Origin of the sequence: Leptospira ilyithenensis (assembly GCF_004771005.1) — a bacterium.
In the GTDB taxonomy this organism is placed as follows: domain Bacteria; phylum Spirochaetota; class Leptospiria; order Leptospirales; family Leptospiraceae; genus Leptospira_A; species Leptospira_A ilyithenensis.
The window spans coordinates 41,444-66,503 of the sequence record NZ_RQHV01000043.1; the positions used below are offsets into that span (position 1 = coordinate 41,444).

Below are 25,060 nucleotides of genomic sequence, written 5' to 3' on the forward strand. Positions count from 1 at the left end.
GTATTTAAAAATCACGGACCTTTGCGATACGAAGTCTCCACAAGAGGCACGGATAATTCCAACTCTTGGGTATCCCTCAATATCTTCAACCGTAAGACTCCCCCAAGGCCCACAAGACCCACCTGTTCACGCAAATCGTTTATATTATGGACCATCATCCCGTTGGCGCCCTTGATAAAGTCGTAACGGCGGAGCCCCGCTCTTTCGGCGCTCGAGGTAGGCTCAATATCATAAACAAGTACTCCGATCGTATCTTTTGGAATTCCCAGAGATTTGCGATGGTCGGGAAGAGGTGTGGTTGCCATTACTCCGAGAGTGGCAGGACGGATATTTTGGCCCACATTCTGCTCGATTTGGCGCAGGACCTTTTTGGCATAATTGATGGGGATGGCAAATCCGATCCCGGAACTCGATCCGGAGGCAGAACGAATCATCCGATTGATCCCCACGACTTCCCCATAAATATTAAGAAGAGGACCACCGCTTGAGCCGGGGTTGATCGCCGTATCGGTTTGGATATGGGTCTGCCCCGTTTCATCCAGATCCTCTCTGGACTTGGCGGAAACCACTCCGACTGTAAAAGTTTTTTCCAACCCGTAAGGAGAACCAACTGCAATCGCCCAGTCCCCTACTTCTATCTCATCCGAATTACCCAAAAATGCTGGCGTAAAACGGTCATTACTCGGTATTTTTAGAAGTGCAATGTCAGCCCTTTCATGGCTTCCCACATAACGTGCAGGAAAGATGCGACCGTCTGGCATGATGATTTCAATGATCTCCGCATTTTTGATCACATGGTAATTGGTCACCACAAATCCCCTCTCATCGATGATAAACCCGCTTCCCAAAGAGGAAATCCTTTCATCTCTAGTTTCTCCGAAAGCATAAGGGTGAAAAATCATCTCCGTTTTTTTGGTGCGAATGGAGACTACGAAGGCTTGTGCCACTCTGTACACATTCCGAAAACTCGACTGAAGTTGAATGGCCTGGTTTTGTTTCCCGGAGGAAATGGGCTTTGGAGTTGCGAAAACTTTAGAAACGGAAGAACGGATCTCCGGAAAGAAAATCGCAATGAGTAAGACAAATACCAACCCAAAGTTAATGTAGACGACAGGCGGAATGGGGTATTTTCTTTCCATACAATGCCAACTTACCTCCCACAATCTCCAGTTCAATTTCTTTGTCTAACGAAAAAGAAAATCCATTCGGGAGCCGTTTTTTTAATTCTATTTACCCAAATCCAATGTATCCCCTACTTATTTCATCTCGGCAAAGAACAATCCAAAATCATTTTAGGAAGAGAAAAGATCGAATCCGTTTTGAAATCTCCCCACCTGGAACCGAAAATCAAAGAAAAATTAAAACTGATTCAGGATGCCAGAAAGTTCGCAATCTCCAAACTGGCGTTAAATGAAAAAGGCGGATTCGAATATTTTACAATGCTCGATCGGGATGAAATCGGTTGGAATGTGAGTGCTTCTTCCCCCATTGCATTCGAATCCTACACATGGTGGTTTCCCATTGCAGGCAAAGTTCCCTACAAAGGATTCTTTGATAAAACTTATGCGGAAGAACTGAACGATGAATTAAAAAAAGAAGGTTATGATACCAGAATCCGGGTCATCGGAGGTTACTCTACCTTGGGCTGGTTCTCAGATCCGGTATTGTCCCCCCAGCTAACATGGAAAAGCCACCGGCTGGTCGGTTTGGTATTTCATGAGATGGCACACGCGACTGCCTACTTGGCGGGAGACAGCGACCTAAATGAGTCTTACGCCAGTTTTGTGGAAGAAAAAGGAGTAGAAGCGTATTACACCGAAAAGGAAGGAAAGGATAGTTCTCACATTAAAGAATTTTTTCAGGAAAAAAAAGCCAGGACATCTTCTTTGAAAATTCTAAAAAACTATGCCTTAAAACTGGACTCACTCTACAAAAAAGAAATTCCAAAGGAAGAAAAACTTGCTGAGAAGAAAAAGATCATAGAAGAATTCAAAATGGAAATCGTGCGATTGAAATTCATACCTGAAGAAAAAATTGCAGAGTTTCGAAAACGCGAATGGAATAATGAAGACTTTTTAGGTGTTTTGCGTTATCATTCCGGAGAAGGTTCGTTTGAAATATTATTCGGAAAAGCAAACGGAGATTTCAAAACATTTCATAAACTGGTGCGCGACTTATTTCAGCTTTCCGCAGAAGAAAGAAAAAAATTTTTAGAATACTGAAGTTTTCCATTCCCGATAGTAGATCGAACTTATATTAGGCGGTCGCTAAGTGCGATAAGGATCTAGAAGCGGGAAATCCGTAAATCAGTCCTCAATCAGCTGAGAAGTGAAAAGTTTGAACCCAGTCCAATAACGATCTTCCGGGGCCATGACTCTGGCTTCTTCTTTTGCCTCTTCCAAACGTATCTGCGCCGGCTTCGGAAGTTCGGATCTCTCAAAATATTTTTTCGCAAATTTGATATTATGAAGTCCTTTTTGAGTTCCCGAATGAAAAATGAATAACCCGTCCGTCCGATTGCTCAAATGGTAACTCATCACGGGATAATCATTGGAATAAAAAGAAATCGTTCCCATTCTATTATTTGAGTAAAAGATCTGCCCCTTTCTTTTTGTAACATCTTCCGATGCGATAGGCAATCCCCCAAGGCTGATAAAATGATCCGGACTCCAATCAATTTCGGTAAAATCCAAAAGAGACGAATCCATTCCTTTTTTTGCATTCGTTTCCCAAACAGTCAGATCTCCCAAAATCTTATCCTCTGCATTTAAGTTCCGAGGATCATCAACATAACCAAGATTAAATGAATTTGCGGTGAAGGCTGATTTTTTTATAGAAGGCGAATCAAGAAATTTCGGAATATTTCCCAAATAATAATATTCCAAATCCGGCAATTGAATGGGAACCTTGGAATGAATACCGGTAAGATAGATGTAATGTCTTTTTCCTTTGGAAAGCCGGAAGGAATTTTTGTATTTATCGGAAACAGCATCTCGTAGTAATGTTTCCAATCCACCGGTCTCGGACTCCAGGAAATATCGCATGATATCTCTGCCTATATCCCGATTGTCCGCAAAAAACTCACGACCGGAGGATTTATTCCCGGCAAAGCCGAGCAAGTAAGTTTTTGTTCCCACATCAATCAAAGCGGAAAGATCCTGATGCTCGGGAATCTTTTTCTTAAGCCTTTCGCTTAAATCCGAAAACTTGGGAATCTGTTTTCCGAATGTTTTTTTCCCCAGATAACGATCATCATACGCCGCCAACTGGTCCCTGGCCATAGCGACATCGAAGAAAACTTCGGAAGAATTCTTTGCAAGAGATTGTTTCAACATATGCAAAATCAAAAACTCCCATTCTTCGCGAAGATTTATGCTATAATATTCGTTTTTGAACTGTTTGGCGATCTCATTGAGAAAACCGATATAAGTGGAAGGATTAGACTGGGTAATCTTTGTATAATATGGAATAAATTCGCCTGCTTTAAGCACATTCAGGGGAATTGTTTTTCCGTAAATATGACCGACCTTCCATTTTAGACCCAGATACTCTTCATCTAAGAATTGATTTCCGAAACCGATCTTTTCATATCCGGATTCGAATTCCTTAAGATAACGATCTCCCGATTCCACATCTCCCCGAAGATAGAGTTTTTTTGCGTAGAACAATTGGAAGGTGATCATTCTCATAATGCGCCCCTCTTCTTTTTCTTCCTGCAAAATCAAATCGACCAGAGAATTGACCTCGTTCTTTTTTTGCAAGCCGACGGACCTGCTCATGAGAGAAAACATAAGAGTCCGGTTCAGATGGGAAAGTTTGCTTAAAACGGAATCGCCCGTAGTTAAAAATTCGGGAGTCAAAGCAAACGGATCAAAATACCCCTTGATTTGCAAATCTTTCCAACTTTGGTAGAGTTTACGGCGATATTGATCGTAAATGGAGTCCGCATAACCGAACTTAGTGAATTCGCGGGAATTGATTTTTTCATCATAACCTTTCCAGTCTTTTCTGAATCCGTAACTGTAGGCAGAAGTGGAAGTCAAATTGGTCAGATAAATTTTCTGATCCCCAAAGAGAAATCCTCTGTGAAATAAAATCTCAAGTTCTCTATTCTTTACTACGTTTTTCTCTTTTGTCGTTTTTGCAAAAAAGTTTAACTTCTGTAATTCGCCTTCCGCTTCGTAAATCAAGTAATTTTGTAAGTATAAATTTCCTATGCGAAACGCCTGTAAGAAGGAATCTTCCGATTTTTCCACTTCCATTCTCGCCTGGTTAAACTCACCAAGCCCGTTCACCGATCCTTTCCTAAGTTTGGCGTAAAAACCGATTGCTTTTAGAAAAACATCGGCGTCCGGACCTTTCCAATCTGCTGACGAATCCCCGCAGTCTTCCGTAGTTTTTGCGGAAAGACAGCTCACCAGATATTCATACCGGATTCTATTCCTAAAATCGGAATTGTCATAACGTTTCCAAAGCGGCTCAAAAAATTTTTTCTTTTCTACCTGAGGAAATAATTCCACCTTAAGTTTTGCCAAACGCAATTCCAGCTCAGGCAATTTCGGATCGTTATCCCCCAGCAAAGTGGACGCCGTATAATAGTAATTATACGCTTCATTGAAATCTTTTTCTTTTTCCCGGGCAAATCCTTTCTGAATGAGTTCTTTTGCTTTGGAAGAAAGTAACTCTTTATCAAAAACCTGCTTATCCCAATTTCCCAGAATGATTATATTTTCCGAATTTCCCAGAACGGACAAAGAAGGATTTCCTGACAACAATTCGTCTTCAGCAGTAGAACCCGAGTAACCTACTACGTTTTGAATCCTTTTGGAACGCAAAACTTCGAATAAATAACCGAACCTTTGCCAATCTCCGTTTTTTATGTTTTCCAGAGGGACCGCCGCCATTGAAATTTCAGAACCGGAGGCGGAAAAAATTTCCCTCAAAGGCAGAAGTTCGGAATGGGAATCGGAAAACAAACTTCCATTAAATGTTCGTTTCTTGTCTGATACCAGAATATCAGTATCGTACAACAGTGGTCCCAATTCATTTTGAACATTCTGGCGAACTTGGGAAGGATGTTTTTTATCGGTCTTTTCGGTAAGTAATGTCACCCATTTCCAATTTCTTTCATTCCTTTCCGAGAAAAGAGCAGTATGATTTCTATCATATATAAAACTAACTGTTGTTTTTGGGGAATTTGCCTTAACCCATTTCGAGACTTGAGCCGTATCCGATTTTGAAAATTCATTTCCCAAAACCTGAACAAGCAATTTATCTCCCGTAATATGATCCCATTTACAAGTTTCTTTGGAAAGAGGACTAGGACAGATTTCCGATTCCAATTTTCCGTTTACAAATCCGAACAAATGATTTTGACCTGAATAACCGAGGATTGCCATCCAATCGGAACTCTCTTTCGCATAACCTTTATGATATGGGTCAAAGAAAGAAATTTTTTCCGGACTGACAAAATTCACCTTTTCTAATAAAGACTGAAATTTTTGAACCTCTGATTTTTGAGCGTCGAGTAAAGAATCCAAATTTTCCCTACTTTGCGCCTTCTCTTCCAATGAAGTGACCAACTTCTTATAATTTTTTACCCAGCTCACCAAATCCGCATAGGCAAGATTCAATTTTGAATCTTCAAATTCAAACTGAGCGCCTATGGTTTCCCTGAATAAATCTACATTTCTTCTTTCTTCCCAAATGGAAAGGAGGCTCGCGTATTCTTTCGCCTGCAGATAATACTTTGTCAGAACTTTTACAAACCGATCCAATCTGGAACGTTTTGCAAATAAACGAAGCTCAGGTCTTTTTTTCCAGGAAGAATTCAATTCGGAAATGGAAGTCTTAAGTCCTGAAACAAATTCCTGTTTGCGGTTTGAAACGGAATCGGAAGTATAAATTTCCGATTTCAGAACGTTCAACCAAAAGATCTCATCATCCAAACGGAATTCATAAGCAAGTTCATAAGCTTCCTTCCATTTGCGTTCAGACAATGAAATATCACCTAACTTAAAATAAATAGTAGCAAGATTGTGTAAATTACGAACCCTTTCTTTTCTGGACAAAGGATCGGTATTCAAACCGATTTTTTTAGGATCCACAAAACCGGGATTTTCCAATAATCCGGCGGCAAGTGCGTAGTTCTCCTGTGCATTTTCCGTTTGTGAATCCAAAGAATCAAGTTCAGCAAGATAAAAATAAGCACTGCCCAACATGATATCGTATTCTATATTTTCGGATCTGAATTTTTCGTCACATAACTCTTGTTTTTCGCAATCAAAAGAGGAGGATTCTTTCCATTTGCCAAGATATGAGATCAGATTTTTCAAGGCTTCCCGGGACAGATTATGATTCTCCGTATTTGCCTCAACAAAGGAGAAGACGGAATATGTATAACCGATGAAAGCTTTTTCTTTACTCGCCTTCGTTCCGTTTTTCAAAACCAAATCGGCAAGATATTGATAAGAAGCAACGGACAAAACATGATCTTTATTTTCATAATGTATTTGCGCTTCCACTTGTTTTGATTTTGCAAGTATGTTGGAACCCATTACCGTTTTATGAATGGATCTATCCTTTATAAAATTATTTCTGGCTTCCAATTCCTTTAAGGCTACGGAAAATTCTTTTTGCTCAATATGGTTTTCAATCCGAATTCCCAAGGTTAAAAGATATTTAAAATCAGTTGGAAAATCACCGGGAAAACGTCCTTCTCCGATCACTCTGACACTGTCGGGTAAAACAAGATTCCAAGGAGACCAATTTTTAACCCGTTTCCAAAGACCTTCTTTTTCCCTTTGGTATTCTTTTTCCGCGAGATTCAACATCGCATAAGAATCACGGAAACGACTGGATTTCTGGAATGCAATCGCAAGATAATTGTAAAGATTGATCGGGTTTACAAAATTAATTTCGTTATTATAAGCAATCGCAGTTTGAAAGGATATGGATGCATCCGCATAACGCTGGCTTTCCAATTCAGACAATCCCTTCAGAGAAAACAACAAAGCGAGCTTTGATCGAACATTCTTTAGGCGATCTTTGTTGAATTGGTTGTCTTCGGAAGTAGCAGAGTTAACTGCCTGGTAATATTCTTTTTTAAAATAGATATCAATCGACTTTTCAAACTGTTCTATTGCCTTTTTATACTGCCCTTGATATATCAGGGAACGGCCGAAATTATACCGAAAGACAGCTTCCTGTCTGTATTCTTCAAACTGATTTTTGGAAAGTAAAAATTTACCGGCGTCTTCCACCTTCGTATAACTTTCATTTGCTTTCGGATAATTGTTCAGTAAAAAATAATTGTTTCCTAAATTCAGATTCAAGTCGGAAACAACCTTGGAATCAGGATAGGAATCTCCCAAAAAGACCGAAATCTGAGTATACAATTCGACATTGGCTTCAAGATTTTTCTCAGGAAAATACTTTCTATAAAGAGAAAGATATTTTTCCTCGTCAGTTTCGCCGGTAGAATCTTCTTTTCGCAGTTTAATCAAATCGACATATTGATAAAGCCAACCAAGCAACTGATAGGCGTCGTAATATGTAGGATCGGCAAAAATAATCCATTTCAATTCCCATTCCGCTTTTTTATAATTTTCCAATATCTCATTCTTTCTCGCATCCGTCATTGTACCTGTGGCATAGTAATAGGATTCGAAGATAACGTATTTATTAATTAAAAAATAAGCATACCCGTAAAGTGTGGCCAGATCCAAGTAAGGCCTTGCACGAGGCACCGACTGTTTATAATAAAGTTCAGTCCAACGAAGCGCTTCACTGGAAAGAACTTCGATCTTTTCAAAGTCCTTTATATTGACTACGCTACGAAGGTATTTATTGTCGGTTACGACGGAAGTTATATCCGAAATATTTCCAATCACATTCAGTTTGTCTTTGCCAAGAATATTGATCTGGTTGAGTAGAGCGCTTTCTTCCTCTTCACGTAATTTTTTACCGTAGTCGAAGATCGTATCGACCATCTTTCTCTGGTAATATACCGCATACTCTTTGTAAAGCGAGTCCAGATACAAATTTCTAGTTTTAACGAGAAACATATTCTGATTATTGAAAAAATAATGAAAAGAAGACTGCAAAAGATTCCCCAATCTTTCGAATTCCAAAGCTTTGTTTTCAAAATAAAAAAAGGCATTTTGAATCTCTTCCACCTTAAGATCCACTCCCAAAATCGGATCGTAAAACTCCAAATAGATCTTCATATTACGAAGCGCATTGGAAGTATTGCCTGTTGCCTTTTCATTATAATATTTCTGAAGATTTGCCCGTAAAAGAACCGGATTTTTATAAACGGACTGAAAAGGAACCATTTCGAAAACCGAAGGCTGGCCTTGCGGCTCCAAATCAATGTTTGCAGGTATCGGAATGATCGAATCCAAAATTGCGTTTGACTCGGCGTATTTACGATCCGATGCCAAAGTCTTTGATTTGACGTACTGCAAATAAATGTTGAATAGTTTTATATTTTGATTTTCAGGAATAGAAAGTAATTTGTCTGCCCAAGCACCTAACTCTATGTAGTTTCTACCGTCTTCGATTTTAATCTGAATATCTTCAAAAACAAAACGAAGATCACGGATAACATCCGGCGAGAATTTTTCCTTGGGATCGTTTTCAAAACGAATTCTCTCTTTTTCCCAACTCCCGAAAATTTCCTTATACACATCAGGCAAGGTTTGCGAATCCGCATAAAAGGAATATCCGCCCAATCTTCTTTTGATTTCATAAATTTGATGGTAAGTAGGATAATTGGAATAAATTCGATTTAGAATCTCGAAAGTTTTTTTAAAATCTTTGGTCTTTTCGTAATCATCAGCTAACAAATGCAAAAGACCCGGAACGGTATCCCGCGCGCTGCTCTGATTTGAAATTTTTGAGATATAGTTTTCCAATTCCAAGTTTCTGCTTTTAGGATTTCCCAACTCCCATCGCCCCAAACCTTTTTCATAAACTGTATTCTCATTCGGACCTCGGTCGGCCATGGATTGCAAAATTTGTTGGGCAAGGTTAGCCTTTCCTACTCCAAGAAGGGCCTCGGACTTGATCCATTTCACTTTAGCTTGGTAAATGGGATAGAGCGGGTCGTCTGAAAAAAATAGCTCAACCGAATCCAAAGCCAAAAAGTAAGAATCCAAGGATTGTTTTTCGGAGAAACCTTTCGCATATTGATATTGGTCCGAGATGGAATTCTGTTTGGGAACAGCACCATTCTCAGGCAAAAAATAAACATTGATCGAGTTATAAAAAGGAGCGGAAAATAAAATAGAACCACCGTTAAACGAAGAATATTTAACGTCGAAATAGGAAGACTCTCCCGAAGAAAGAACTCTTTCCGTTCCGTCCTTCAGACTTTTCATAATCAAAAAATTATTATCACGTTCATCCAAAACACCGTTCCCATTCGTATCCTTTCGGATCGAGGAATAGTATAGAAAACTTCCTTTGGAATCCACCGTAGGAGAATAATCCAAAAAATCGTCGATTGTGATTCTTTTTCTTTCCGAAGTAATGATATTTAAGGAATAAATCTCTCCGCTTGCAACATCGCTATAGGATAAATAATAAACCGTAGTGCCGTCTTTGGACCAGGAAGGGTTCACTCCGCCTTCTTTTGTTAGTTGGATCTGCTTCTCCGGTTTTTTAGGATCAATCAATGCCAGGTTGGGAAGACTAGGCGAAAATCGATCCGTCACGTAGAGAATCAATTTTCCGTCAGGAGACCAAATCGGGTCCGTATCCACTACTCTCTGTTGATTCGTATCTTTCCGCGCGTTCGGATTGGTAAGGTTGACAAAACTTTCACTTGGAAATCTGTTTCCTTGCAATAATTCCTCAATCCATTCCTCCAAATTCATTTCTAAAAGAATCAGATCTCCGTTCGGATCATATTCTTCCGATACGAAAACAAGATAACGTCCATCAGGTGATATAGCCGGCTTGGATTCAGAAAAAGGATGATTTGTGACCGGAACTACAACGGAACTCTCCAGATCCCTGAACCAAATATCAAAATTACCATTCTGGTCGGTCGCATAAAACAGATACTTTCCATCGGCGGTAGTCGAGTTATATAGATTATTTCCCCTTTGTACGGTGAGCGGGAATGGTTTTGACTGAGAGGGAGAAAAATAGTTTTTGGAAATCCCCTTATAATCAAAATTAACAGGTGTTATCTTGACAGATCTCTGAAAAAGAGAACAAGCAAAGGAAAAAATACAAACGAATAAAACGATAAGAACGCGAAAATACATTTACATTCGCTCCCATTTTCCGGGCTTACTCTCGTAAAACTCTCCTGCAAGAACGGATTTTTGATAGGAATCAATCAAAGATAGTCTGAAAGCAGATAACTCTTCTTCTTTTTTACCTTTTTTCTTTTCCGCTTCCAGTTGTTTTTCAATGATTGTTTTCCTTGATTCATTGATGAGTAAAACGACATCTTCGATTCTCTTTTTTTTGGCAGGGTTTTCATATTGAGAATAAAAGGGAGAAGTATTGGCAATCGGATTGAGTTTTAAAATCCCACCGATACCCTCTCCTATCATCCAGTGCATTTTATAACGTTTCACTTCCGGTGTTAAATATTGAATGCGTAATAAATTCCCTTGTAAGTCGGAGTCGGGATTCCCGGAAGTATTGATTTGTTTGTTTCCGTTTGCCCCACCCGAAGAAGATTGAATTGACGAGACCAACCATCCGTCCTTTTCCAAATCCCTATCTTCGCCTACCATCTGTTTTTCGGCAGCGGTTTGCGCATTAGTAATCGTAATGGGAGGGACCTTCAAATTGATCAAAGCCTGGCATTGAATTAAAAAAACAAAAGTAAAGACCGGTAAGATACGAATCATTGGGTGTCCCTCATTGGTAGGATTGGATTTCGGATTGTGCTCGTTTTAAAAAGTTGGCAAGGGGCATTCGTTGTTGGGAGATTTTACTGTCTTCCAGGTTTGCAAAAAGGGAAAGTAAGGATCTTCTGAAAAATACGTCCGCATATACCAAACCCTTGGAAAGAGATACTTCTATCTTATTGACCGAATAACTATCTGTTATACGATCCATCAGGAAGTTCTGCGTGGAAATCACATTCAATGCACTCTTTCCGAAATCACTCCCGATTTGAAAAATGGAAAAGAACAAATCAAGATTGGCAACCGGTTCCGTCAGATCTCTGCCGGAAAGATTCAAATCCGCTTTCAGTTTTCCATCGTCAATCTTATCGCGGGTTTTAGGAGGCATCAATTGTTTTAAATCAATATCCCGAATCTGGATGTTTCCCCGAAATTCCATATCCTTGGGTTCTCCCGCACCTACATTTAAAATTATATTTTTGCCGAGTACCACTCCATCCAATGTGTATGCCTTTAAAGCTTCGATTGTTGCGTAATTTTCCCTGTAATCAATACGGGCGGATAACCCGGGGGAATCCGATTGGTTTTTAATATAAACAAAGGGAACGTCCGCTACATAAGGATGGGTTCCTACAATTTGCGAAATGGAAAGATTCGACGGAGGGGTTCTCCCGTATGTTTTTATAAATAAGGATTTATCTCCGATGATGAGACTATCTTGTTTTTTCCAAGCCAGGTTGTGATGAAAGGGAATATCAGAATTGATATCTTCCGCAAGGAACACCTTACAATTGACACCGGGACAGAGATTGTTCGTATATGTAAAGCTAGCCGATCTTGACACCAAACTACCGTTAATGTCGTAGTCCCTGACTTTGGCGTCCAAAGCCATATCTCCCTGAAAAGAAATGCCTTTCAAAATATATTTTTTTTCCGATGAATGCAATTTAACATCCGCATCCAAGCTCGCAAAATAGGAACCGAAAGGAGGATTCGGAACATTCACCCTCTCTTCCAGGCTGCCTTTTAGATTCATCGTAATTGTTTTTTGAAATGCGGAAACTTGAAACTGATTGATGGAAATCTTCTGTTCTTTTCCTTTTTGAATCACCACATCCGTAACAAGGTTCAGATCTTTGATTTCCAGACCGGGCAATATCGCAAATAAATTCGCCTTTATCTTTTGAACGTTCGAGCCGAGAGTCACGTCTAACTTCGTTTTGATGGAAGGATCGGCTCCCAGAATATTTTGCAATGGCGCTATCTTTTCCTTTAAAACCAAAGGCAAAGTCAATAGAAGATTCGGAATGTTGAGATTCAAACCGAGCGGACTTGCGGTAATGTGAATCTCTTCCCCGAGGCCTACGTTCCCAGTCAGATTCAATTCGACTGCCTTTCCGTAAGTTAAAGTTTTTTGGTTCAATGAAATGGAACTTACCTCAACGGAACTGATTCCGAACGGCTTGGAAAACCGGGCAATCACATCTCCGTTCAAAGCCAATCGGGAAGAAGGAGAACGGGAACGATCCAAGGAATAACGAAATCCGTCGATCGCAACATCCAAATGCACGGGAAGATTTGCAAAGTCTTTGGCATTTACGGAAATATCCGCCTTTGTTTTTCCTGCAATCGCATTCGAAAAATCTGATAAATTCAAATCTTCCAAATGCGCTTTCAAAGAAACGGATTCTTTGCTTTTGATACTTCCGCCTAACACTAACTTAATGCCGTTATAAATCAGATCGAAATTTTTAATATCCAGATCCTTTAGAACAGGAATCGGATCCTGGGCGGACGCTTCTTTTCCGGAGGCAAAATTCAGATTGGCGAGTAGGCCTATATCCGCTTTCGGAACTTTATGCGCCTTCGCATTCGCTTTGGAAAAATAAATATCCTTTGCCTGAAGATTTAAAAATACGCTGAGAGAATTCCACAATCCTTGCACGAAGGTTCCTTGTAGTGACAGTTCTCCGCCCAAAGTCATTTCAGGAACAAGACCTTGCAATTGGGATATGGTTCGATTCAGTGATGTTAGCTGGATCTTTGATTCCCCAATGGTAAGACTTACGGACCGTTTGTCTTGAAATGTATCGCCTACTTCTCCTTTGATGGAAAGCCAGGTATCTCCCATTACTTTTAAAATAAATCTTTCGATCTGAACCTGATCTTTTTCAGGGAAATATTCTATCTTATTTCCAAGAGAGGCTCCCAGATGAATCGGTTTATTTTTGTATTCAAAGTTAATATCATCGGAGCCGATTTGCATCGAAGACAAAAATACAGGATGATCGGAAGCACGTTTCCAATCCAGAAGAACACTCACCGGTAAGGTTTGTTTCCATTTCAAATCTTCCGAATCCCATTCGATAGGAAGAGCTCGATCCGGATTTAAAGAAAAATAAAAAGAATCAATCTGATCCAAAAGAGAAACGGACAAAGGAATGGAGATAAATCTGTTGGATTCCAAATCCAATCGAAAGGAAAGATCCGACACCTCTCCCGAAAATCTTTTTTCGGATTCTTTCAGAATCTTTGCATGAAAGGAATCCACATGGACATGAGCTTCGGCAACTAACGGTAAGTAAGTATTGATTTCTTCCAAAGGTTCGGATTTTTTTCTGGTAGGCTTCGTTGTTGCGGCGGACGGTTTTACAAGAGTGCTGAAATTCCAAACCCCTTCTTTCTCATGCAGAAATAAATTTCCATTTTCGATCGCTATTTCGGAGACTTTTAATTTTAAGAAAAGTAAGGATAATAAATTATAACGAACGGCAAGACGTTTGGTTCGAAACAAAACCTCTCCGTCAAACAGGCCTTTGGTTTTTAATTCGATTGATTCCGCTTCTATCCCGAAAAACAAGGAAAAGGTTTTGAAATTGCAAGAGAGAGTGGATTCTGTGAATCGGGAAACCACTCTTGGAACGACAAAATCCGCCGTAAAAACATTGAATATCAGTTTGTAGAATAGGAATAAAAAGAAGAGGAGACGAAACCACCTCTTTTCGGCGATCCTGATAATTGTTTCCCGAATTAAGGAACCCACTCCAAGAATCGCCTCGCTAAGAATTAATATTCGAAAGAGTCTTCCGCCTCTTCCAGAGTTTTATAAATTTCAAAAACACTGGAAAGTTTGGTAATTTCCATTAAGTTTTCAATATCAGAATTCAAATTGGCAAATACAAGTCTTCCATTGAGCCCATCGATATGTTTATATATGTTTAAAAATGTTCCCAAGCCGGCAGAGTTAATAAAAGGAACCTTTTTCAAATCAATAATAAATTTAGGAACCTGCCCTTTTTTTATATATTGTTCGATCTTTTCAGAAAGTTCAAATTCATTTCCGGCTTTGATGGCACCCTCAATTTTAATGATGTGCACGTCGTTTTTACTAGTAACTTTGATTTTCATAACCCTTCGGAAGGTGGTATACGCGATAAAATTCTTTTAAAAATCGGCTTTGTAAAGCAAATTTTTATGCACAGTACAATAAATCTCCAGCCTTCAATTGCAGCGACAATATACCTTTTGCCTGATGTACTTGGACAAGTTTCCTTGTAATACCCAGTATGCGAGCAATTTCTCTTTCTGAGAAAAAACTTTTATTCATTACTCTCATTCTATGGCGCATCCACTCTTTCTTTTTATGAATGTACCATTTTCTTCTGTCTGATTCGGGGTATTGGTAGAGAAGTCGAGTGTATCTTAAGACCCTTTCTTCAAACAGACAAAGCTGTCTAAGCCAACCCTCTTTTTTCTTATCATAAATCCTTTGAAAATAGGAAAACTCCCTGCCTATTTCTGCCAATCTCCATTCCAAATATGTTTTGCGTTGGTTCAAAATAGGAAGATCATACTGGAAACATACAACAAGGCAGGTCAAAACAGGAAGAGAGTCCAACTGGACATACAAACGGTCCCGATTCGTTTCCCAAAAATGCACAGAATGCATACAACTGGGCTGTTCTTCCCTCCAAAGTTCCAATAATCTATTATGAGTTTGAATCTCACCATTCTTCCTTTGCAAATTACGAAATAAATTGAATGTATAAGTAACGAAAAAGCCCAATACCTGTGTTTCATCGTATTTGCCAGCAAGGCTCCAGACTTTATCCATAGTCTCAATCACTACAAGTCGGATTTCAGATTTTTCATCTTCAGTCACTCTTCTCTTTTTAGCCAATCGATCAGCCATCCAAATCGGCAACTTCACCATCAAATTTTCAAGTTTTTTGTCTTTTCTTGCCTGCAGAATACAAGCTAACATTTCTTCGTTGGATATCTTCGGTAACATAGGTAAGACTATACCGAAAAATGTTAGCTGTTAAAGAAAGAAATGAAACGAGGGAACTATCCGTTAGGCGAAAATCCGAACAAATAAGTCAGAAAGCCGAACTATTTTTCTTTTTTTCTATTCCAAAATGCAGTAAAAATAGCAAACGTTATATGAATGATGTTGAACCAGACAAACGGCAAATAACTGAAAGTGGAAACTTTGAGAGAAGTTGCCATAAAAGCACCGCAACTATTCCAGGGAATGAGAGGAGAAGATATGGTTCCCGAATCTTCCAAAGCACGAGAGACATCCTTAGAAGGGAGTTCATAATGATCCGCAAGATTCCGGTAGGCACGGGCGGGAATCACAAGAGAAAGATATTGATCCGCAGTTGTAAGGTTCAAAAGAAAAGAAGTGCCCATGGTCGCAAGTAAAACATCCGCTTTTTTCCTGATCCAATTTCTCAGATAATGCAAAAGTTCCTGCAAATACCCCAGACCTTCCAAAGCTCCGCCAAACCATACAGCGGAAAGAATCAAACATTCCGTTGGAAAAACAGCAATCACTCCTCCCCCACCTAATAAAATATCCAAGCTTTCGTTTCCGGTTTTGGATGCGAACCCGAAACTGAGCGAGGTAAGTACCGATCCGATGTTATGCCCTAGACTAAATGAAATCCAGTTGGCCGAAAAAATCCCAAGAAGCAGAGAATATCTGGGTGGAACCCGAAAGAGAGAAGCGCCGAATACAAGCATGATGGGGATCAAACTTGGATTGATAAAACCATCTGCTTCTGAACCGAAACCTAAAAATCCCAGATCCGTAGTGTGGGATGTGGTACCTCCCACAACTACAAACAAGTTCGCACCATAGAACAAAGCTAATGCGGCAAAAAAACTGGGAATCGTAGTCTTTGCCATATGAAAAATATGATCCAGTATCGGAACACCGGTAAGGGAAGAAGCGAGATTGGTGGTATCCGACAAAGGAGACAATTTATCTCCGAAATAACACCCGGAAACAATTGCCCCGGCGCAGATGGATTCGTCCACACCCAAAACCTGCCCCACTCCCATAAGTGCAACTCCCAAGGTCCCGGCAGTGGTCCAGGAAGAACCGGAAATCAGTGAAGCAATCCCTGAAATCAAACAAACTCCCGGTAAAAAAAATTCAGGACTGAGAACCCGAACTCCCAGTTGGATCATGGAAAAAAGCACTCCTGCGTCCGCCCAGGAACCGATCAGGATCCCCACGAGTAACAATATTTCCATGGCGGGCCATACGGATAAAAAATTCTTTTTCCATGCAAGTAGGAACGCTTGTTTGGCGTGGTGTATATTTCTTCTTTGCCAGATAGCGACCGCACCTGCCAGAATCAGGGATAGTTGGTGCGACCCGTACAAAGGGTCTGTAGTAAAAATCTGCCTAAATAGAAAAATAAAACACAACAGATACAGAACGGGAGAAAGAGAAAGAAAGATATCTTTCGTCTTTCTCATTCTTCTTTAGGAAAAGAAACGAACCTGAAGAAAATAAATGGAAAATCCGAATAGAAACACAATTCCGAACCAGGAAAGCAGATTTACAAAAGGAGAAGGTCTATGTTCTTTAGGAATGTCTTTTCCGAATAAAATCAAATGATGAATCAGTGCAAGGATCGGTGCATTCAAAAAGGAAGCCGTTGTGGCAAAATCGACAAGTCCTTTCATACTGGTGAGAAAAAATGCCAAAATACCCACAGATCCCAAAGCAACCACAACGATCCAAATCCAATACAACTTTTCTCGCGAAACAGACGCTAGCCTAGGAATCACTCTCTGGCTTGCATTGGCAACCACTCTGGGATAGGCATCAAAACAAGTCAGTGTTGTGGAAAACATCGTAAAAAATGCAGCGAGTAAAATAATGGGATAAGCCCAAGACCCGAGAGATGAAGTATAAAGACGAATCAGCTCAGAAGCAAAAGTAACCGCGTTGGTGGAAAACTGACCTCCCGTATTGTACATCATATTTGATCCTAAGATCAGAAAGAAAATAGCAAGCACTGTCGTTCCCCAATATCCTATATGGAAGTCGAGTAACGCCCATTTCATGGGAGGAAGCTCTCCGCCGTTTTGTTCTTTTTTAGCCAAGGTCCAATCGGATTGCCAAACCGCAGCTTCGATCGGGATCGGCATCCAACCCATAAGAGCAATCAAAAAGGAAACATCCACAGCATCCGACAAAGAAAAACTTTTTGCAGGAGTCGAAAGTTTGGGAACATTTGCAAAGAAAGAAAAAAAGACCGCGAGAATGGTTGTGAGAGTGAGACCGATCACAATCCATTTCATCAACTTGTCCAAAGCGGAATATTTACCGACAGCAAGTAACAAAAAACAAAAACTCAAGATAATCGCACATAGCAACCAAGGTTGGATTTCAACTCCCAGGATCGTTGCAAACAAACCGGATGTAACAAGCGTTACAGTCGCTACAATCACACACATGGTTCCGAAAGAAATAATGAAAAAAATCCAAATCGGCCATCTTCCCAAATTCTGGTATCCGTCCAAAAGAGACTTGCCTGTAACAATCGTATAACGGGTTCCGATTTCAAAAAATGGAAATTTTATGATATTCGCAAATATAACTACACCCAACAATTCATAACCGTAAACCGCCCCCGCCCTTGTGGATTGCACCAAATGGGAGACTCCTACCGCCGCGCCGGCATACATTAACCCAGGTCCGAAGTATTTCAGGAAAGTTTGCAATTTGCTCATAGATTCTTATCCGTATCCACTACTTTCATTTGCCCGCAAAGCTAAAACTGAAAATTTGATTGTTTTTTTTATAAAACGGTGCCTAATCATTTTTACAAAATCGAAGGTTAGGAAAGAAGGATTATGAACGCAGTCGCAATTTTCATTTCGGTATTAGTGCAACAAGCCATCGGCGCAGTCTATTATGGAATCCTGGGCGGGGCATGGGCGGAATCTCTCGGAAAAACCCGCGCCGATTTTGAAGCAAGTGCAGGAGATCCGATCCCCTATCTCACCGGCATCATCTCTTCTATCTTTCTTTCCCTGGGGATCTCATGGATTTTCCGACAAATAGGAATACGAACGCTCGTTACCGGAATAAGGTATGCTATTTTGTTTTTCCTATTTTTTTCCGTCTTTGTTTCCACCATGCATACCTACTATGCCCATCTTTCTCAAAAAAGATTACTCATCGACTCAGGCTATGATTTCCTTGTTTTTCTTGTGGCCGGTGCCATCATCGGAGCTTTTCCCAAAAAAGAAAAATCCACTCGGTCGATATCTTCGATTTAAGATCAACACTCCAGGCTTTTGGGCGCATCGGATGTGTTAGATGAGATGGCTTCTGTTGACTGCCCCGACCGGGCTCTTTTGCGACTTCGCCTCTCGGCTTCGGTCCTTCGGACGGCGACCTTTGGTCGCCTCGCGTTGATCCCTTGCGGAAAATGTTTACCATAACGAACATTTGTTTAAGATGAAACTGATAATCGTTTTACTTAACTATTTCAGTTCTTGGAATTTTTTCTCTGCAAGTCGCATCATTATTACAAATTGTTCATTACTTAATCTGTTTTGTTCTCCTAATTTACTCGAACCGAGTTCGCTATGATCATGAGTATAAGGAATGTTTAATGCTTTCAGATCCTCAGGAAAGACATAGACAATCTTGTCTTTTTTGACGATTGCCAGATAATCTCTGTCATTGACCCGTCCCGAATTGTTACTGAGATTCTTTAAATCAATTTCTCCTTCACAATGACAGGTCAATGTCATGTCTCCAACTACGGAAGTGAAAAATTTTGTTCCTCGGACACCGGCTACGGTCGTAGGAGTCTTTAGATTTAATGTTCCGTCTTTTTTTAACTTAGCGGATTTCAGCCAGGATCGGCCGCTACTCAGCATAAATTCTTTGTTTTTGCCAGTGTCTAAAAAACTGAATTCAGAATTCGATTGAATCTCTATGACCGCTTCTTCTTCTCCAAACTCAACGATGGCCGCTGATTTTTCGCCGGATCTGAGAGTGTCTCCTTTTTGGATGGAATCTCCTGTTTTTGCTGAAATTTTCTCCCCCGATCTTTCTATTATTATATTACCTAAAGTGAATGTGAGGATTCCTTCCGTTGTGCTCTTTGACTTAGTGCAGTTGATTGCAACTGCCAATGCTATAATAAACGTTAAAGTATATCGACCGTTTGTTTTGTTGTCCATAAGTTCCCTTTGAAATCTACTGCGATTCATCAAAAGATATAATGACCTAAATCCGTTTGGATAGAAAAAAATAAGGTATTTTAAAAAAAGTTTTTTAACAGTAAAAATTTCGAATTTGTAACTTCACGATTTATCATTTAACGGAAGTTATCTTTTCCAGATACTCTATCAAAGAAGATAGATTCATCGGTTTTGCAATATAATACCCCTGTGCCGTGTCACAGGACAAAAGTTTCAAGGTATCCCAATCTTGTTTTGTCTCAACCCCTTCGGCGATACTTTTCATCTGAAGTTTAGTCGCCATTTTTATGCTGGAATTAACAACAATGCGCAAAACCCTGCTTTCCGTAATATCTCTCACAAAAGAACGATCTATCTTAAGCTCGGTAAAGGCAATCCGTGTGATCTGTTGCATACTGGAATAACCTGTGCCGTAATCATCAATCGAAAGCCCGAATCCTTTCATACGCAAGCGTGCCAAATTTTCCAAAGCCGGCGCCATTTCGGTCATAGCAGCGGTTTCTGTGATCTCCAAAATCATTTGGCGCGGCTCGATTCCGGATTTTATTACCAAGTGAGTGATCCTATCCGCCAAAGAAACATCTGCGAGCGATACTAGCGAAAGATTCACTGAGACGGTAATTTTATGGCCTTTGTCATGCAATAGGCGGCATGCGGTTGCGGCTTTTTCGAGCATAACAAAAGTTAGTTCGTCTATATTTCCGCTTTCTTCCAGAATTTCGATAAAGGCATAAGGAGCGATGACTCCGTGTTTAGGGTGCACCCACCTGGCCAATGCTTCGGCGCCGGTTATTTCACCCGTCGCAATATCCACTTTAGGTTGAAAAAAAGGTTCGAATTGTTTATCTTTGATCCCTTGTAATATTTCTTCCAAAGTGAACGTTCTTTCTGCAGGGAACTCCCGTTTTTGTCCGGATTGGTTATTTCGATACAAAGAAATCATGACTTCCAGTTTTGCCGGAGTAATCGGTTTTTCCATTGCACCCAAGAGAATGATTCCGTATGCTCTCGCCATTTTTTTTACGGAAGCAATCAGAGCACCGTCTAACGCACTCATAATGATCGTGGAAATGCTGGAATGGGAATTTCCCAGATGCCGAAGGAACTCCATCCCGTCCATTTCAGGCATATTCAGGTCGCAAAGAACAATGTCCACAGGATTTGCATTACTACCACCTAATACTTGCAATGCCTGCACTCCCCCGATAGCTTCGGATATCCTTGTGATCCCCAGCTTGCGCAATATATCTACAATTACTTGACGCTGAAAATCATCATCTTCCACTACCAAGAACCCCAGATCATTTGCACTCATCATCATTACTCCTTAAATCGTTCCTGTTTTTTCAATTAACGTAAAAAGAAATTTTTCAAATCGACCCACAGCTTCCGTTAGTTTCGGAATCTCCGCACGGGCCGATTGCAAATTGTTTTGTCTGGCAGACCGTTCTATGTTTGCGTATGCATTTGCAAGTTCACTTGCTCCTACAATCTGACTTGCCCCGTTGAGACGATGGGCCTGACTCATTATCTCTGCCGTATTTCCATTGTCCAGTTCGGCGATCAACTTGTCCCGATCCTCCCGATGGTGTGATTGAAATTTATTTAATAATGCAATCTGTCCGGCCCGATCAGGTATGATATTGCGGAGATTTGTAAAATCAACCGGTGAATCCGCATCATCTTCCAAAGATGGATTCGCAGGTCCTTCCGCTTCACCGATACCGGATAACCAGCGCATGAAGGTTCCCCGCAATTGAACCATTTTGGCCGGCTTAACCATCACTTCGTCCATACCGGCAGAATGGCAGAGTCCGTTTTCTTCCCCGAGCGCATTGGCGGTATAAGCGATAATAGGTATGCGTGGTAATGCCTGAGCAGCTTCAATTTCCCGAATGGCTTTCGTTAGCTCGTATCCGTCCATTTTGGGCATATGGCAATCAGTAATGATCATATCGAATTTTTTCTCTTTCCATAATTTAAGAGCATCTTCCCCGTCTTCAGCACCCTCCACACGCAATCCGAGTTGTTCGACTTGGCGTATCAACAAAGTTAGGTTGATCGAATGGTCATCCACAACAAGCACGGTATGTATACTATTTCTATCCTGCGGAATGGGCTTGACAGCTTCCATGTCAGGCCCGACCAAAATAGTATTCACAAAATCCATTTCCGATGTAGGGAGAAAAAGTGTGATACTGAAAGTGGATCCTTTGCCGGGAACACTTTCCAATTCGATCACTCCATCCATTAAGTCCGCCAATCTACGGCTGATGGCGAGGCCGAGGCCTGTTCCTCCGTACAGACGTGCCGTATCGGAAGTCGCTTGCGCGTAACGGAGAAACAAACGGGATTGTTCTTCCTGATTCAATCCTATACCGGTATCCTGGACGGAAAACCGCACCTTTTGCGCGTAGGAAAGATCCTTAACCAAATCAGCACGTAATACAACTTCCCCCTTTGCAGTAAACTTGATCGCATTGCTTACGAAATTATTGAGGACTTGTGAAAGCCTAAGCGGGTCAACGATATGGGCCAAAGTCAATTTTGTATCTACTTCATAGCGCAGCGCCAATCCCTTGGAGCTTGCAACATGAGAATAGGTTTCCACCACCTCGGACGAAAGCTGCGCAATCGAAGTCGCTTGCAAAGAAAGCTCCAATTTGCCCTCTTCGATTTTGGACCAATCGAGAATGTCGCTTAAGATACGCAACAAACCGTTTCCTGAATCTCTCGCCGCCTTTACCATCTTTTTCTGATCTAGATTCAGTACCGTTAGACTGAGTAATTCCAACATTCCCAGTAAGCCGCTCAACGGCGTACGGATTTCATGACTCATTGTGGCCAAAAAGGAGGTTTTCGAACGATTGGCAAGCTCCGCATCTTCCTTTGCCCGCTGCAATGCAAACCTGGCTGCACGCTCTTCAGTGACATCACGAAACACTAGTACAGCTCCCGTCACCACACCATCCCGGTTACGGATTGGCGCGCAACTGTCTGCAATGGCATGTTCCCTGCCGTCACGGGAAATCAAGAGTGAGTTGCTGAGACCTTGGGTCGTTCCGTGTGTCAATGCATCTATCACCGGGACGGAAACAGGCTCGCGCGTTTCATTATTTATAATATGGAAAATTTCTACCACCAAACGACCAATAGCTTCCGCTTGCGTCCATCCGATCAATTGTTCGGCAACCGGATTGAGGCGGGTCACTCGCGCGCCTGCATCCGTAGTTAGTACTGCATCCCCGATCGAGTTCAGAGTAACGGAAAGATTTTCCTGACTATTGCGCAGTCCTTCGTTGGCCTCAATCGCTTCCTTTGCACGGATATAAACCTCAGCTTCCATACGCTCCATTCGTTCGCGCATTTCCTGAGTCACTTCGGTTTGCTCTATTCCTTCTTGTTTGAGTCGGACAAACTCCGTCACATCCTCTACCCGATGAATGATATAGGCAAGAGTGCCGTCCTTGTTCAAAACCGGTGAATTCCTCGGACTCCAGTAACGAGCTTCGAAACCACCGCCTTCCGAATCCGGTTTCCGTATATCGTATTTTTGCATAGCCATCGTACTAGGAACACAATGGTTGCGCACTTGTAACAAAGAAGTCCTGAGATGGCGCACTCCGTCGGCGGCAGGGTCATCTGGGTTGTCGGGAAAAACTTCAAAGATACCTTTGCCAAGAACGTCTTCCCGGCGGATCATAGTGGCATTCGCATATGCATCACTAACAGCTATAATGTGGAAATCAAAATCCAATACAAGATATAAACCCGGTGCAGATTCGAACAATGCGCGAAAATCAGGGCCAGTTGATAAAGATACGGATGAAGACGACGAATCCGGTATTTTTTTACCTGTGCTCATACCAACACTTCCCTACAAAAATCGTGTTTAGCCATAAGAGTTCCCTCTTGCTTTTAAAAATTTTACTCTTTTGGCATGGATTCAGACAAACATTTTCTATTTGTCCGAATCATACCCACTAAAATGTTAAGGTTAAATCATCTTTTCAAAACAGTTCGCCGGTAAGGATTTTTGTCCAACGATAGGTCGATCTTTGCGAACAGTACATACTGTACTAAAAAAACAGTTTAGATATTAATAATATATAAAAAGAAAATAAATAAAAATTTCATCGAACGAATAAATTTTTATACACTTTCGTAAAGGAGGATTTTTTTGCACTGCACTTACATAATCCGATGGCAAGGGCGTGACTGGTATTACATCTAATCTTAGGATTTAGCCTAAGTCAATACATTGTTTCGGGCGTTCCCAATTGGATTGATTCTAATCCTAATTTTTAATAAGGGTCGGGCCACTTCGGGGTATCCGCCAAACAAAGTTTGGCCGCCTTACGGCGCCCTCCGTGTCCCTAACGCATGATCAAATCATCAAATGAAAACTTTCACAAACTATCGTTCTTTTTGGTTCCGAAGATTTACTTCTAATAAGAAATATCACCGCTACAAGTTGTATTTACGTCCGAAGTCGTTTCGGGAGAATAAAAACTAATTACAGCACGACCATTGTTTGTAAGCGGATTTGCAAAACATTTTCCCGTTAGATTTGTACTATTACAAACGGAAGCGGAAAAAGTACTACCGGTTCCCTGGAACGCAGCACAGGTAGAACTGTTAGTCGGACGATTCAGATGATCGGAAGGATAGGTCACACAACGGTTTGCAAATACACCGGTTCCTCCCGAGCAAGAAGTACCGAGAGGAGTAAGAACCAATCCATTCTGAAGTGCATGGAATGAAAATGTCCCTTGGGTTGTTCCGATTCTGCGGACCCGAACCAAGAGATTGGAGCCTAGAATTCCCCCGGAAGCGGTATAAGAACCAAACTCATAATTGTTTGTAGAGTTTGCATTTACATCAGGTCCGATAGTTGTTCCGTCTGCGCGCATTGCAAGTAGTGCCACATCCAATCCGGAAGAAACATGATGTGCACTCAAAGTAAATTTTGAAGTAGTTGAATATATGTAAAAGGAGTAAAATTGCAAAGGAGTGGTATCATTCAGAATTTGATTTTGATACACAGTCCCCGAGCTTGTGCTCATATAACCGGAGTCACTCGGAAGAATCAAAACAGATTTAGGCGAGGGAGAACCGGTTTCCCTGGGGATCAGTCCGTAATAATACCGAACCGGAACCAAAGTCCCCGAAGCCACCAAACCGGTGGGGACATTAACCGTATAACCGCTATTGCCAAAAGTGAAAGTCCCCACTACTGTATCATTTGCATCGAGTGTTGAATCGGTGGAAATTACGATCTGTTTGGTGGCGGTGCTACTCCCCAAGCTGTTATTCACCGTTACATTCAGACTTTGGCCTGAGATTTTCACTGAATCGGAATTGGATTCGTAATAGTAAAAGGAAGGAGTACCCGAGGTTCCCGTAAATGTGATCGGTGTATTTCCCGACGAAGCATTGGAAGAAGAGCCGGAACCGCCGGAAGAACTACCGCCTAATATGGGAAGAAGGAGCGCCGCATCACCGGAGGAAGACGATCCGCCGCCTCCGCAGGAAAAAAGAAGAGTATATGCAAAAAGCGTGATACTGAAAAAAGGGAAATTTTTTTTACGGTTTTTAATTTTTTTCATAGTTTTATCAAATCCTAATTTTGAGTTATCTCTCTTTTCTCTTTTTCCATTATT

General features: G+C 41.0%; 14 protein-coding genes. 2 read left to right on the forward strand and 12 right to left on the reverse strand.

Annotated features, from left to right (window positions below):
* Positions 1-11 precede the first annotated feature (11 nt).
* Positions 12-1,139, reverse strand: coding sequence for a S1C family serine protease (locus EHS11_RS08725; RefSeq protein ID WP_135764014.1), 1,128 nt, complete (start codon positions 1,137-1,139; stop codon positions 12-14).
* 3 nt (positions 1,140-1,142) lie between these two features.
* Between EHS11_RS08725 and EHS11_RS08730 the strand changes: the two genes are divergently transcribed.
* A complete protein-coding gene (locus EHS11_RS08730) occupies positions 1,143-2,222 on the forward strand; it encodes an aminopeptidase (RefSeq protein ID WP_135764015.1) in 1,080 nt (359 codons plus the stop codon).
* Between the two features lie 84 nt (positions 2,223-2,306).
* On the opposite strand, the gene EHS11_RS08735 is transcribed toward EHS11_RS08730, so the two are convergent.
* From EHS11_RS08735 to EHS11_RS08765, 7 genes are all read right to left on the reverse strand, one after another.
* On the reverse strand, positions 2,307-10,277 hold the full coding sequence (locus tag EHS11_RS08735; RefSeq protein WP_246047714.1) for a biopolymer transporter TolR: 7,971 nt from the start codon (positions 10,275-10,277) through the stop codon (positions 2,307-2,309).
* The gene (locus tag EHS11_RS08740) at positions 10,278-10,874 is read right to left on the reverse strand and encodes a DUF1318 domain-containing protein (protein WP_135764016.1); all 597 of its coding nucleotides are present in this window, start codon (positions 10,872-10,874) and stop codon (positions 10,278-10,280) included. It abuts the gene before it with no gap.
* Positions 10,875-10,884: 10 nt separating this feature from the next.
* The gene (locus tag EHS11_RS08745) at positions 10,885-13,917 is read right to left on the reverse strand and encodes an LIC_11026 family protein (RefSeq protein ID WP_135764017.1); all 3,033 of its coding nucleotides are present in this window, start codon (positions 13,915-13,917) and stop codon (positions 10,885-10,887) included.
* A gap of 23 nt (positions 13,918-13,940) precedes the next feature.
* Positions 13,941-14,282, reverse strand: a complete 342-nt coding sequence (locus EHS11_RS08750; protein ID WP_002989181.1) for an STAS domain-containing protein — start codon at positions 14,280-14,282, stop codon at positions 13,941-13,943.
* 64 nt (positions 14,283-14,346) lie between these two features.
* Complete coding sequence (locus tag EHS11_RS08755) at positions 14,347-15,165, reverse strand: RNA polymerase subunit sigma-70 (RefSeq protein ID WP_135764018.1); 819 nt, start codon at positions 15,163-15,165, stop codon at positions 14,347-14,349.
* Between the two features lie 101 nt (positions 15,166-15,266).
* Positions 15,267-16,646, reverse strand: a complete 1,380-nt coding sequence (locus tag EHS11_RS08760; RefSeq protein WP_210413662.1) for a Na+/H+ antiporter NhaC family protein — start codon at positions 16,644-16,646, stop codon at positions 15,267-15,269.
* 6 nt (positions 16,647-16,652) lie between these two features.
* Positions 16,653-17,909 (reverse strand): Nramp family divalent metal transporter, encoded by a 1,257-nt coding sequence (locus tag EHS11_RS08765; RefSeq protein WP_135764019.1) that lies wholly within the window; start codon positions 17,907-17,909, stop codon positions 16,653-16,655.
* Between the two features lie 123 nt (positions 17,910-18,032).
* On the opposite strand from EHS11_RS08765, the gene EHS11_RS08770 reads away from it, so the two are divergent.
* The gene (locus EHS11_RS08770) at positions 18,033-18,461 is read left to right on the forward strand and encodes a DUF1761 domain-containing protein (protein WP_135764020.1); all 429 of its coding nucleotides are present in this window, start codon (positions 18,033-18,035) and stop codon (positions 18,459-18,461) included.
* A 207-nt stretch (positions 18,462-18,668) separates the two neighbouring features.
* Here the strand turns inward: EHS11_RS08770 and EHS11_RS08775 are convergent, their stop codons facing one another.
* The 4 genes from EHS11_RS08775 to EHS11_RS08790 all read right to left on the reverse strand — a co-directional run bounded on the left by EHS11_RS08775 (position 18,669) and on the right by EHS11_RS08790 (position 25,006).
* On the reverse strand, positions 18,669-19,406 hold the full coding sequence (locus tag EHS11_RS08775; RefSeq protein WP_135764021.1) for a FecR family protein: 738 nt from the start codon (positions 19,404-19,406) through the stop codon (positions 18,669-18,671).
* 103 nt (positions 19,407-19,509) lie between these two features.
* On the reverse strand, positions 19,510-20,712 hold the full coding sequence (locus EHS11_RS08780; RefSeq protein WP_135764255.1) for an EAL domain-containing response regulator: 1,203 nt from the start codon (positions 20,710-20,712) through the stop codon (positions 19,510-19,512).
* A 12-nt stretch (positions 20,713-20,724) separates the two neighbouring features.
* Complete coding sequence (locus EHS11_RS08785) at positions 20,725-23,262, reverse strand: ATP-binding protein (protein ID WP_135764022.1); 2,538 nt, start codon at positions 23,260-23,262, stop codon at positions 20,725-20,727.
* Positions 23,263-23,845: 583 nt separating this feature from the next.
* Positions 23,846-25,006, reverse strand: a complete 1,161-nt coding sequence (locus EHS11_RS08790) for a hypothetical protein (protein WP_135764023.1) — start codon at positions 25,004-25,006, stop codon at positions 23,846-23,848.
* Positions 25,007-25,060: the final 54 nt, after the last annotated feature.

Excerpts from the sequence above, each read along its gene's own strand:
- EHS11_RS08725 (WP_135764014.1), bottom strand. The coding sequence starts at position 1,139 with ATGGAAAGAAAATACCCCATTCCGCCTGTCGTCTACATTAACTTTGGG.
- EHS11_RS08730 (WP_135764015.1), top strand. The coding sequence starts at position 1,143 with ATGCCAACTTACCTCCCACAATCTCCAGTTCAATTTCTTTGTCTAACG.
- EHS11_RS08735 (WP_246047714.1), bottom strand. The coding sequence starts at position 10,277 with ATGTATTTTCGCGTTCTTATCGTTTTATTCGTTTGTATTTTTTCCTTT.
- EHS11_RS08740 (WP_135764016.1), bottom strand. The coding sequence starts at position 10,874 with ATGATTCGTATCTTACCGGTCTTTACTTTTGTTTTTTTAATTCAATGC.
- EHS11_RS08750 (WP_002989181.1), bottom strand. The coding sequence starts at position 14,282 with ATGAAAATCAAAGTTACTAGTAAAAACGACGTGCACATCATTAAAATT.
- EHS11_RS08755 (WP_135764018.1), bottom strand. The coding sequence starts at position 15,165 with ATGTTACCGAAGATATCCAACGAAGAAATGTTAGCTTGTATTCTGCAG.
- EHS11_RS08760 (WP_210413662.1), bottom strand. The coding sequence starts at position 16,646 with ATGAGAAAGACGAAAGATATCTTTCTTTCTCTTTCTCCCGTTCTGTAT.
- EHS11_RS08765 (WP_135764019.1), bottom strand. The coding sequence starts at position 17,909 with ATGAGCAAATTGCAAACTTTCCTGAAATACTTCGGACCTGGGTTAATG.
- EHS11_RS08770 (WP_135764020.1), top strand. The coding sequence starts at position 18,033 with ATGAACGCAGTCGCAATTTTCATTTCGGTATTAGTGCAACAAGCCATC.
- EHS11_RS08775 (WP_135764021.1), bottom strand. The coding sequence starts at position 19,406 with ATGAATCGCAGTAGATTTCAAAGGGAACTTATGGACAACAAAACAAAC.
- EHS11_RS08780 (WP_135764255.1), bottom strand. The coding sequence starts at position 20,712 with ATGAGTGCAAATGATCTGGGGTTCTTGGTAGTGGAAGATGATGATTTT.
- EHS11_RS08785 (WP_135764022.1), bottom strand. The coding sequence starts at position 23,262 with ATGAGCACAGGTAAAAAAATACCGGATTCGTCGTCTTCATCCGTATCT.
- EHS11_RS08790 (WP_135764023.1), bottom strand. The coding sequence starts at position 25,006 with ATGAAAAAAATTAAAAACCGTAAAAAAAATTTCCCTTTTTTCAGTATC.